The sequence below is a fragment of the Myxococcus sp. CA023 genome (assembly GCF_010998615.1).
Lineage (GTDB): Bacteria > Myxococcota > Myxococcia > Myxococcales > Myxococcaceae > Myxococcus.
The window spans coordinates 1-10,041 of sequence record NZ_JAAEAH010000141.1 but is presented as its reverse complement, the minus strand read 5'-3'; the positions used below and the strand labels follow the sequence as shown (position 1 = coordinate 10,041).

Annotated in this window: 9 protein-coding genes, 1 tRNA gene and 1 pseudogene; 5 read left to right on the top strand and 6 right to left on the bottom strand. The window is 70.7% G+C overall.

The features are described 5' to 3' along the window. Both F8M74_RS36415 and F8M74_RS36410 read right to left on the bottom strand, forming a co-directional pair. Positions 1 to 200: pseudogene (locus F8M74_RS36415) on the bottom strand (DUF2760 domain-containing protein); the annotation flags it as partial. Between the two features lie 106 nt (positions 201 to 306). After that, positions 307 to 382, bottom strand: a tRNA-Ala gene (locus tag F8M74_RS36410). A 193-nt stretch (positions 383 to 575) separates the two neighbouring features. On the opposite strand from F8M74_RS36410, the gene F8M74_RS36405 reads away from it, so the two are divergent. The 5 genes from F8M74_RS36405 (at position 576) to F8M74_RS36385 (ending at position 6,936) form a co-directional block, all read left to right on the top strand. Further along, positions 576 to 2,939, top strand: coding sequence for a tetratricopeptide repeat protein (locus F8M74_RS36405; protein WP_163884733.1), 2,364 nt, complete (start codon positions 576 to 578; stop codon positions 2,937 to 2,939). 317 nt (positions 2,940 to 3,256) lie between these two features. After that, positions 3,257 to 4,141, top strand: coding sequence for a heme o synthase (cyoE, locus tag F8M74_RS36400; protein ID WP_141258780.1), 885 nt, complete (start codon positions 3,257 to 3,259; stop codon positions 4,139 to 4,141). A 29-nt stretch (positions 4,142 to 4,170) separates the two neighbouring features. Then, positions 4,171 to 5,163 carry an ABC transporter ATP-binding protein gene (locus tag F8M74_RS36395; RefSeq protein ID WP_141258781.1) on the top strand — a complete coding sequence of 331 codons (993 nt, stop codon included), beginning with the start codon at positions 4,171 to 4,173 and terminating at the stop codon, positions 5,161 to 5,163. Further along, positions 5,160 to 6,017, top strand: a complete 858-nt coding sequence (locus F8M74_RS36390) for an ABC transporter permease (protein ID WP_141258782.1) — start codon at positions 5,160 to 5,162, stop codon at positions 6,015 to 6,017. Before F8M74_RS36395 ends, F8M74_RS36390 begins: the two co-directional genes overlap by 4 nt. 100 nt (positions 6,018 to 6,117) lie before the next feature. Continuing rightward, positions 6,118 to 6,936: a carboxypeptidase regulatory-like domain-containing protein gene (locus F8M74_RS36385; RefSeq protein WP_171410554.1), complete on the top strand. Its 819-nt coding sequence runs from the start codon at positions 6,118 to 6,120 to the stop codon at positions 6,934 to 6,936. 8 nt (positions 6,937 to 6,944) lie between these two features. Here F8M74_RS36385 and F8M74_RS36380 read toward each other — a convergent pair whose 3' ends face one another. Genes F8M74_RS36380 through F8M74_RS36365 form a run of 4 tightly spaced genes read right to left on the bottom strand, consistent with a single transcriptional unit; the run spans position 6,945 to position 9,872 of the window. Next, the gene (locus F8M74_RS36380) at positions 6,945 to 8,345 is read right to left on the bottom strand and encodes a HAMP domain-containing sensor histidine kinase (protein WP_141258784.1); all 1,401 of its coding nucleotides are present in this window, start codon (positions 8,343 to 8,345) and stop codon (positions 6,945 to 6,947) included. After that, a complete protein-coding gene (locus F8M74_RS36375; protein ID WP_141258785.1) occupies positions 8,342 to 9,022 on the bottom strand; it encodes a response regulator transcription factor in 681 nt (226 codons plus the stop codon). Before F8M74_RS36375 ends, F8M74_RS36380 begins: the two co-directional genes overlap by 4 nt. Before the next feature lie 15 nt (positions 9,023 to 9,037). Further along, positions 9,038 to 9,259 (bottom strand): hypothetical protein, encoded by a 222-nt coding sequence (locus F8M74_RS36370; protein ID WP_141258786.1) that lies wholly within the window; start codon positions 9,257 to 9,259, stop codon positions 9,038 to 9,040. 46 nt (positions 9,260 to 9,305) lie between these two features. Further along, the gene (locus F8M74_RS36365) at positions 9,306 to 9,872 is read right to left on the bottom strand and encodes a periplasmic heavy metal sensor (protein ID WP_141258787.1); all 567 of its coding nucleotides are present in this window, start codon (positions 9,870 to 9,872) and stop codon (positions 9,306 to 9,308) included. Positions 9,873 to 10,041: the final 169 nt, after the last annotated feature.

The window sequence follows — 10,041 nt, the reverse complement described above, 5'->3', positions numbered from 1 at the left end:
GGCCGGACCTCTTCCTGCTTGGGAAGCGGGGTGGGGGCGGGGCCGCCCGAAGGAAGCTGGGCGAGCTGGCCGGCGTCATAGGCCTTGCTCGTGGGCAGCACGGCCTGCGCGAACTCGCGGGACACGAGGCAGCGCCAGAAGCACAGCCAGGCGAGCCAGAAGCGGGCGAAGAACGACAGAGAGGCGGGCTGGTCGGTCATCGGCACCGGATAACAAAGCCCGGATGCTTTGCAATTCGGCAGTTCGCCGGGATGCCCCAAATGCAAAGGGCCTCACGGTTTCCCGTGAGGCCCTTCGTTTGTTGCATGGTGGAGGTGGACGGGATCGAACCGACGACCTTCGCATTGCGAACGCGACGCTCTCCCAACTGAGCTACACCCCCACAACTGGACTGCTTGCTGCGCCTCCGCGGTTTGGGGCCGCCGAAGTGGGATGGGCTAGTACCGGAGGCCCTTCACCGTGTCAAGCGCAAGCTGCCAACATGGATTCCGGCGATTGACGTGCTGCGTACCGGGTGCCATAAAAACCCTTCTTGTCAGGCGTATCCTTCCCGCCCGTTTAGCTGCCCCCCGTTAATGTCTATCTCCTCTTCGAAGACGTTGAGCCCGGCCGAGCTCGCGAAGCTTGAACACGCCTTTGCTTCCGACCCTTCGTCGGCGGCCTACAAGCCTCTCGCTGAAGCGTACCTGAGCATGGGCCGCTTCATGGAGGCGATGGTCGTCTGCAAGAAGGGGGTGAAGGCCCACCCGAATGCTGCGGACCCCCGCCTCCTGCTTGCCCGCGTCTATGCGGAGCAGGGCAAGGACAAGAAGGCGCTGGAAGAGGCGCTCGGCGCCCTTCAGGTGCAGCCTGAGGACAAGGCCGCGCTGCGCATGGCCGGCGCGCTTCAGCTGAAGACCGGCGAAGCGGAGCCCGGCAAGGCGAACCTTCTCAAGGCCTACACCGCGGACCCGGGCGACCCGGACACCGTCACGCTGCTCCAGCAGCACAAGATTGAACCGCCGCGGCCCGCCGCGCCGGCTCCGGTCGCCGCGCCCGCTGCTCCGGTTGCGCCCGCGACGCCGGGTCCGTCCGCCACCCAGCAGTCCGCCGCCGCGCTCTCCAGCGTCGCGGCGACGGCGGGGACGGAAGCGCCCGCTGCGAAGCCCGCCGCCACCCAGGCCGCGAAGCCCGCGCCCACCGCGCGCACGGAGGCCCCCGCGCCGCGTCCCGCCCCTCAGCCGCGCCGGCCCCAGGTCGTCGTGGAAGAGGTGGATGAGGACGAGGACGACGAGCCGGTGTCCCGCCGCCCCCCCTCCTCGGGTGGCAAGGGCAGCAAGATGGTGACGTTGGGCCTGCTGGTGGCCATCCCGCTGTTCGCCATCGGCTATGGCTGGTACTCGGCCAACGCCCGCACGAAGTCTCGTGAGCTGAAGAAGAGCCTGGATGTGGCCAGCGAGCTGCTCAAGCACGACTCCTTCGACAGCTACAAGAAGGCCGTCGAGGCGGCGGACCAGGCGCTGGAGGTGGACTCCGATTCCGCCGTGGCGCACGGCTACCTCGCCTACGCCTGGGCCATCCGTTGGGGTGAGCACGGCGGTGGTGACGATGCGCGCCGCCAGGCCGAAGAGCATCTGGCAGTGGGCAAGAAGAGCGGCGACCTCAGCTCGCACCTCATCGCGTCCGAGGCGCTCATCCAGACCTACAGCGGCAAGGGCAAGGACGCGCTGGGGCAGTTGGAGGAGAAGGTGAAGGGCCTGGACGCGCAGGGCCGCTCCAGCTCGTTGCTGTACCTCACGCTGGGCCTCATCCAGATGAACGCGGGCGACCTGGAGCGCGGCCGCGACAGCCTGGACCGCGCGCAGTTGCTGTCTCCGGATGACCCTCGTACCTACGCGAGCCTGGGCGCGGTGTACCGCCGCCTGGGGCAGGACGCCGCCGCCTGGCGGAACTACGACTCCGCCCTCCGGTACGGGAAGGACCATCCGGAGTCGCTGCTGGGACGCTCCCTGCTGATGCTGGAGCAGGACTCGCCCAACTTCGAGCTGGCCCACACCATGCTCAAGAAGCTGCTGGAGTCCGACCCGCCGCCGTCTCCGCGGCAGCTGGCCGCGGCGCACATGGCGCGCTCGCTGCTCATCAGCCGCGTGTCGACGGCCATGGTGGACCTGAAGCCGGACATGCAGCAGAAGCTGGCCGAGGCCACCGCGGTCCCGCAGGACAAGGACAAGGCCCGCTCGGAGATGCTCAAGAGCGAGGAGACCGGCTTCTCGCTCGACAAGCAGAACCCGGAGCTGCACCTCATCAAGGGCCGCCGCCTGCTGGCGGAGGGCAACTACGACGCGGCGGCGGAGGAGATTCGCAAGGCCATCCGCATGGACGCCTCGCGCGCCCAGTTCTACGTCGAGCTGGCCAAGTCGCTCATGGGCAAGCAGGGCGGCGAGAAGGATGCCGCCGAGGCGCTGCAGACGGCCCTGAAGGCGATGGGCGACAGCCCGAAGCTGGTGGTGATGCTTGGCAACGCGTACCGCCGTCAGGGCAAGCTGGATGAGGCCCTGGCCCAGTACCAGCGCGCGGTGAAGGACCCGAAGGCCAAGAACCCGGAGGCCCGGCTGGCCATGGGCGCCATCTACCGCGAGCGGTCCAAGTGGGACCTGGCCCAGGAGCAGCTGGAGAAGGCGAGCCAGGAGTTCCTGGGGCAGTCGGACCGCGCTGCCATTGCGCTCACCGAGCTGGGACGCGTGTTCCAGAGCAAGGGCGACACGGCGAAGGCGGACGAGACCTACCAGCGCGCCCTCAACGCGGACGAGGCGTACTCGCCGGCCTACTACTTCTACGCCACGCTGCTCTCGAAGGACTCGAAGCAGGGGGCGAAGGCGAAGATGCTGGCCCAGGAGTACCTGAAGCGCGACCCGAGCGGCGAGCACGCGTCCGCGGCCCGTTCGCTGGCGGGCGGCTGAAACACCACGGCGGCCTTCCAGGCGCCGGACAAGCGGGGCTGATGCGCGCGGGCAGTTGAACGCGCGGTCAGCCCCGTTGTCGTGGTTGCTGACCCCGCGCCCTGACGCTATGCCCGGGGCGTTTGTCTTCCCCGACGCACCTGGGTGGGTGGCGGGAGTCCGGTGTCGCCCTGCTGTCTCACGGGGGCCAGCCGGGCGTCCGTCCGCCGGAGCCTCCCGGGGGCGCCGTGTCCTTGCCCACCCCCGGGTGGTGCCTGTATGGGGAAGGCCGTTACCGCGCCGGCAGCGTGTCTGTCGTGCCTACCTCTGGAGTCTGTGTGAACGCGCGTGCCGAGTCCTTGCCGACAGTCGCGTCCGACCTGATCTCCCTCACCAAGCCGCGCCTCTCCTCCCTGGTGCTCGTCACCGCGGCGGGGGGCATGTGGCTGGCGCCCGGCCACATGGGCGCCGTCAACGCGCTGGTGACGCTGCTGGCCACGGCGGGAACCGTGGGCGCGGCCAATGCCCTCAACTGCTACTGGGAGCGGCACAGCGACCAGTTCATGGACCGCACCCGCAACCGGCCGCTGCCCTCCGGGCGCATGGAGCCGGCGGTGGCGCTGTGGTTCGGCATCTCCCTGGCGGCCGTGTCGCTTCCGGCGCTGGCCCTGGGCGCCAACGTGCTCACCGCCGCGCTGGGTCTGGTGGCGCTGCTGAGCTATGTGCTGGCCTACACGCCGCTGAAGGCGCGCACGTCCGCGGCCATGCTGGTGGGCGGGGTGCCCGGCGCGCTGCCTCCGCTCATGGGTTGGACGGCGGTGACCAACCAGATGGACGTGGGGGGCTTCTCGCTCTTCGCCATCATGTTCCTCTGGCAGATGCCGCACTTCATCGCCATCGCGCTCTTCCGCAAGGAGGAGTACCGCGCGGCGGGCCTCACGTCGGTGCCCCTGGAGCGGGGTGACGAGTCGAGCCGCGCGCAGCTGGTGCTCTACCTGGTGGCGCTGATTCCGATGACGCTCCTGCCCTTCCAGCTCCACATCGCCGGCGCGTGGTACCTGGCCGCGGCGGTGCTCCTGGGGCTGAGCTTCCTCGGGCTGGGGGCGTGGGGCTTCTTCCGGCGGCTGGGAAACACCTGGGCCCGCCAGACGTTCTTCTTCTCACTCATCTACCTCACCGGCCTGTTCGCCGCGCTGGCGCTGGACCGAGTTCCTCGCGAATAGCGTCCGGGGCGAACGGGGGACGCCCGCTCATGCCCGAAGTCCTGCTTTCCACTGCCACCTCTCAACCGCTGCTCCAGTTGGAGGGGCTCACGCGTCGCTTCAAGGGGCGCACGGCCGTGGACGGCCTGTCCCTGTCGGTGCGGCCGGGGGAGATTCTGGGCCTGCTGGGCCCCAACGGTGCGGGCAAGTCCACCACGTTCCAGGTGCTGGCCGGGCTGCTGTCCCCCGATGCGGGCCTCGTTCGCTTCGAGGGGCGGGAGCTGTCGCTGAGCGACCCGTCGCTGCGCCGACAGATGGGCATCATCTTCCAGCGCAGCAGCCTGGATGACCTGCTGACCGCGCGGGAGAACCTGATGCTCGGCGCCCGACTGTATGGCTTGGGCGGAGAGCGGGCCCGCGAACGGGTGGAGGCGATGCTGTCGCTCATCGGCCTGGCCGACCGTGGCGACGAACGGGTGTCCACGTGGTCCGGTGGCATGCGCCGGCGCCTGGAGCTGGCGCGGGCCCTGGTGCACCAGCCGCGCGTCCTGCTCATGGACGAGCCCACGCAGGGCCTGGACGAGGCGGCCTTCCGTACCTTCTGGGCGCACCTGAAGCGCCTGCGCGACAGCGAGGGCCTCACGGTGCTGCTCACCACGCACCGCGCGGACGAGGCCGACGTCTGCGACCGGCTGGCGGTGTTGGACGCGGGCAAGCTGGTGGCGTGTGACACGCCGCAGGCGCTGGCCTCGCGCATGGGCGGGGACATCCTCTCCGTGGAGGCGCCCGAGCCGGAGGCGCTGGCGGCCGAGTTGCGCGAGCGGCTGAAGCTGGACGCGAAGGTGGTGGAGGGGCGGGTGCAGGTGGAGGCCCCGCAGGGCCACGCGCTGGTGCCCCGATTGGTGGAGGCCTTCCCCGCCGGGCGGCTGACCTCTGTCGCGCTGCGCCGGCCCACGCTGGCGGACGTGTTCCTCCAATTGACGGGGCGCGCGCTGGGCGCGGACGTGCCCACCGCTGAACCCGCGCCGAGGAGACGTCGATGAGCGCCGAGTTGTCCGCCGCCCCCGAACCGATGAACGCCGGGGCTCCGGCCGTGCCGTCGCCGCCCGGAACGCTCGCGCTCCAGTGGGCGACTGTGCGGGTGCTGATGATGCGCGACATCGTCCGCTTCTTCCGCCAGCCCTCCCGGGTGGTGGGGGCGCTCGCGCAGCCCATCCTCTTCTGGTTTGTCATCGGCTCCGGCTTCGCGGGCTCCTTCCGCGTGGAGGGCGCGCAGGGGCTGGGCTACCAACAGTTCTTCTTCCCGGGCGTCGTCACCATGGTGCTGCTGTTCAGCGCCATCTTCGCGACGATTACCGTCATCGAGGACCGCAAGGAGGGCTTCCTCCAGGCGGTGCTCGCCGGACCGGGCTCGCGGCTGGCGGTGGTGCTGGGCAAGGCGCTGGGCTCGTCCGCCATCGCGCTGCTGCAGGCGTCGCTGTTCCTGTTGCTGGCGCCGCTGGCGGGTGTGAGCGCGGCCACGCTGAACGTGCCGCTGCTGCTGTCCGTCATGGTGCTGTCGGCGCTGGCGCTGACGGGAATGGGCATGTCGCTGGCGTGGTGGGTGCGCTCGAGTGCGGGCTACCATGCGGTGATGAGCATCGTCATGCTGCCCATGTGGGTGCTGTCCGGTGCCGTGTTCCCGCTCAAGGGCGCGGATACCTGGCTGGCCTGGGTGATGCGGCTCAATCCGATGCGTTACTCCGTGGAGGGCGTGCGGCGGGCGCTGTACGGCGCGGAGGCGTCGGTGGCGCTGGGCGCGTCGTCGTCCTCTGCGGGGTTGGAAGTGCCGGTGCTGGTGGCGTTCGCCGCGGTGTTCGTCGGGCTGGCGGCCTTCAGCGTCAGCCGCCGGGAGTAGGCAGCAGCCGTTCGCGGTGTCCCGGTGGGTTGGACATGCGCTGCCCCTTTCGCTACGAGGTGGGCAGACGCATCACCTGACTTCCCGAGGAGACTGCACGATGACGCTGCGCACGCTCGGCCTGACGCTGCTAGGGACCGCGGGGCTGCTGACCCTTTCTGCCTGTAAGAAGGAGGAGCCGGCCTCCGCGCCGCCCGCCGCGAAGAAGGAGCCCCACGCGGCCTCGCCCATCCAGGCGCCGGAAGGTGCCGCCGCCGCGCCCGTGGCTCCAGCGGGCAAGGGCGTGGTGAAGGGCACGGTGAAGTTCACTGGCACGCCGCCCGAGGCCGCGGACATCCCCGCGAGCAATGACCCTGCGTGCGAGGGCATGGCGACGAAGGATGCGTCGGTCCTGGTGAAGGACGGCAACCTCCAGAACGTGCTGGTGCGTGTGAAGGGCAAGGTGCCCGGCGCGCCTCCCGCGCCTGCAACGCCGGTGGTGGTGGACCAGTCGAAGTGCACCTACGTCCCGCGCGTGCAGGGCGCGATTGCGGGGCAGCAGGTGGCGTTCAAGAACAGCGACGGCACGCTGCACAACGTGCGCGGCATTGTGGGCACGAAGCCCGCGTTCAACGTCGCGCAGCCTCCGTCCGGCGCCCCGGTGGAGCGGCCGCTGCCCGCGGACGCGGACGTGCTGAAGCTCAAGTGTGACGTGCACCCGTGGATGTCCGCCTTCGTCGTCAGCAACGAGAACCCGTACTTCGCGACGACGGGCGCGGACGGTGCGTTCGCACTCGAAGGACTGCCCGCGGGCACATACACGGTGGAGGCCTGGCACGAGACGCTCGGCACGAAGACGGCCGAAGTCACGGTGAAGGACGACGCGCCGGCCGAGGCCGCGTTCTCCTTCTCCGCGGAGGACGCGTCCGCGCAGAAGTGACGAACGCGCTACGCGGCGGGGCGGCCCTCTGAAGCCGGAGGGCCGTTCTTCCGCACGGTGAAGCCCACCCGTGCGCCGCCGCCGGGGCGGTTCTCCGCGAAGACTGCTCCTCCGTGGGCGTGCGCGATGCGCTGGACCAGCGCCAGACCCAGGCCCAGGGAGCCTGCCTCGCGCGCTTCGGTGCCGTGGTCCTTCCTGTAGAAGGGCCGGAAGATGCGCTCGTCCTCGCCGGGCTGGAGCCCGGGCCCCCGGTCTTCCACGCAGAAGGCCAGGTGTTCGCCTCGCTCCTGGACGCGCAGTGCCTCGGCGCCGGTGCCGTGCTTGCGCGCATTCTCCAGGAGGTTGGCCAGGGCGCGGCCCAGCAGCGTCGCGTCTCCCACGAGCCCGGCGTGCTCCACCTCCACGCCCAGCAGAGAGCTCGCCAGCCCCGCGCGCTCCAGGGCCTGCGTGGCCAGCGTCTGGCCATCGAGGACACGCGGGGTGAGCTGGCCGAAGTCCAGCCGGGAGCTGGCCAGCAGCTCACCCACCAGGGCATCCAGCTCCACCACCTCGCGGTCCACCTGGTCCAACGTCTTCGGGTTGCCGCCTCCGTCGCGGAGCAGCTCCGTCAGCACGCGCAGCCGGGCCAGCGGGGTGCGCAGCTCGTGGGACACGGCGGCGAGCAGCTCGCGCTGGTCCGCGACCTGCTTCTCGATGCGACCCGCCATGTCGTTGAAGGCATCCGCCAGCACGGCGAACTCGCCCGTGACATGCGGTGCGATGTCCGCGCGCGAGTCCAGCCGGCCCGAGCCGAGTTCTCGCGTGGCCCGCACCAGCTCATCCATGGGCCGTGCGAGCCGCCGCGCGAGCTTTCCCGCGGCCAGCCACAGCACCATGCACGACAGCGCCAGCGGCAGCACCATCCGCAGCGGGTTTTTCGGACGGAAGCTGGCGTAGCAGGCGCGCACCGAGCCCAGGGTGACGCCATCGCGAATCACGGGCAGGGTGAACTCGGGCCGCCGGCACGGCTTCTCGGTCTGCGCCAGCATCGCGCCGGACGCGTCCCGCAGCTCCACGCCCACCTGCAAGTCCTTCTCGATGGACGCCATCAGCGCGTCCCGCCGGGCGGGCTCGTCCCAGACCTCCTCGAAGCGGTGGCCCACGAAGGCGCGCACGCGGTCGCCTTCCTGTTTCCAGGTGCCTCCGCCCACCAGGCTCATCACCGTGGCCACCACGGCGCCAGTGGCGAGGATGGACAGGCCGAACCACATGAACAGGCGCCGGTGCAGCCGGGCGCGCACGAAGCCGCCCAGGCGGCCCATATGCCAGTAGCCGTGCGGCGGATGCCGGTGTCCCCAGGGGCCGCATTCGTGCGGCTCGCCCCAAGCACCCCAGCCGCGCTTGTGACCCCAGGGCCTGCCGCGTTTCACGGGCCCTCCTTGGCGAATACGTAGCCCACGCCGCGCACCGTCTTGATGAGGCGGGTGCCCACGTCACCGAGCTTCTGTCGCAGATGGGAGATGTGCACGTCGACGGTGCGCTCGCCCACCACCGTGTCACTGCGGCCCGCCTCGCCCAGCAGGGCGTCGCGCGGAACGACGCGTCCGGCCCTGCGCACCAGCGCGACGAGCAAATCGAACTCCAGGCCCGTCAACTCCACGGCGCGCTCCTCCACGCGTACCTCGCGCCCGGCCACGTCGATGGACACGCCGCCCGACTCCAGCCGGTCCGCCACCGTCGAGGGCTGCGAGCGGCGGAGCACGGCCCGCAGCCGCGCCAGCAGCTCGCGGGGACTGAAGGGCTTGGGGAGGTAGTCGTCCGCGCCCAGCTCCAGGCCGACCACGCGGTCCGTCTCGTCGCCCTTCGCGGTGAGCATGATGACGGGGATGCGGCTCTTGGCGCGGATGCGCTTGCAGACCTCCAGGCCGTCCATGCCGGGCATCATCACGTCGAGCAGCACCGCGTCGAAGGCGCTGGCCTCCAGCGCCGCCAGCCCCCGTCCGCCATCCGCCGCGTGGGTGACGCTGAGGCCGTTCTGCCCGAGGTACTGCGCGAGCAGCTCGTACATCCGGGTGTCGTCATCGATGAGCAGGACGCGCGTGGACATGAACCGCCTTCTACTTCAGGGGGAGGCCGTGTGGACGGACACGCGGGTCGCCGGCGGGGGAGTCACCCCTCGCTGGCCGGAAGGCTCCCACCGGCCGTGGGGGCTCCATCCGTGTTCCCAGGCGCCGTGGTGGCAGTGGCGGAGGTGATGGCGGTGGCGGGCCACGCTGGCGAAACCGGAGGCATAGCCTCCAACGGTGCCCAGGGCGAGCAGGACGATGAGCAGACGGCGGCGCATGGAGTCTCTCCTTCAAGGACGACGAAAAGGGGCGTTGGTTCGGGGCTCACACCCCACGCGCGTCATCGCGTCCCCAAGGGCCGTGGCCGTCCCCGTGGCGATGGCCGCCGTGGCCGAATGCGCCGCCTCGCCAGCCGCCGTGGCCGCCACAGCGGCGGTGCCAGCCGCCATGGCCTCCGTGCCAGCCGTAGGCGGAGCCGAAGCCGTGCTCGAGGAGGTCCGCGAGCTCACGGCGCTGCCGCGGGTCCAGCGCCTCGTGGACCTGGGCGAGCGACCCCTGCACCGTGCGGCGCACATTGTCGATGGCGACATCGTGGCGGGCGAAGAGTTCGCGCAGCGCGGCGCCGTCGAAGTGCTCACCGCGCAGCGCGGCGCCCAGGGCGGTGCGGCTGGGGCCTACCTCATCACGGGCCTTGGCGAAGGACTCCATGACGTCGTCGGCGGCCTTGAGGAGGACCTTCTCCTGGCCGGGCGATGTATCCAGCCGCTCGAAGAGCCAGCGCAGGCGTCCGCGCGAACTCCAGCGGCCTCCGCGGTGATACCGGTGGCGCCCGCCACGGGCCGTGTAGATGAGCCCGGCGAGGCAGGCGGTTCCGAAGAGAAACCCGAACATGGCTCCACGCTCCCAATGAGGCCGTCCCCCGGGGGCGGCGCAGGTGGTGACGAGCGGGAAGGTAGAGGGCGGGTATGAAGGCCACGCCCGCGCGCGGTGAAGAAGTGTGAAGACGGCCCCGGGGGAGGGGTGGGGGGCTGTCTCTTATACCCATCTCCGAGCCCACGAG

What these genes read in the sequence shown, in the direction of transcription:
- F8M74_RS36405 (WP_163884733.1), top strand. Translation starts at nt 576, where the DNA reads ATGTCTATCTCCTCTTCGAAGACGTTGAGCCCGGCCGAGCTCGCGAAG.
- F8M74_RS36395 (WP_141258781.1), top strand. Translation starts at nt 4,171, where the DNA reads ATGCCCGAAGTCCTGCTTTCCACTGCCACCTCTCAACCGCTGCTCCAG.
- F8M74_RS36390 (WP_141258782.1), top strand. Translation starts at nt 5,160, where the DNA reads ATGAGCGCCGAGTTGTCCGCCGCCCCCGAACCGATGAACGCCGGGGCT.
- F8M74_RS36385 (WP_171410554.1), top strand. Translation starts at nt 6,118, where the DNA reads ATGACGCTGCGCACGCTCGGCCTGACGCTGCTAGGGACCGCGGGGCTG.
- F8M74_RS36375 (WP_141258785.1), bottom strand. Translation starts at nt 9,022, where the DNA reads ATGTCCACGCGCGTCCTGCTCATCGATGACGACACCCGGATGTACGAG.
- F8M74_RS36370 (WP_141258786.1), bottom strand. Translation starts at nt 9,259, where the DNA reads ATGCGCCGCCGTCTGCTCATCGTCCTGCTCGCCCTGGGCACCGTTGGA.
- F8M74_RS36365 (WP_141258787.1), bottom strand. Translation starts at nt 9,872, where the DNA reads ATGTTCGGGTTTCTCTTCGGAACCGCCTGCCTCGCCGGGCTCATCTAC.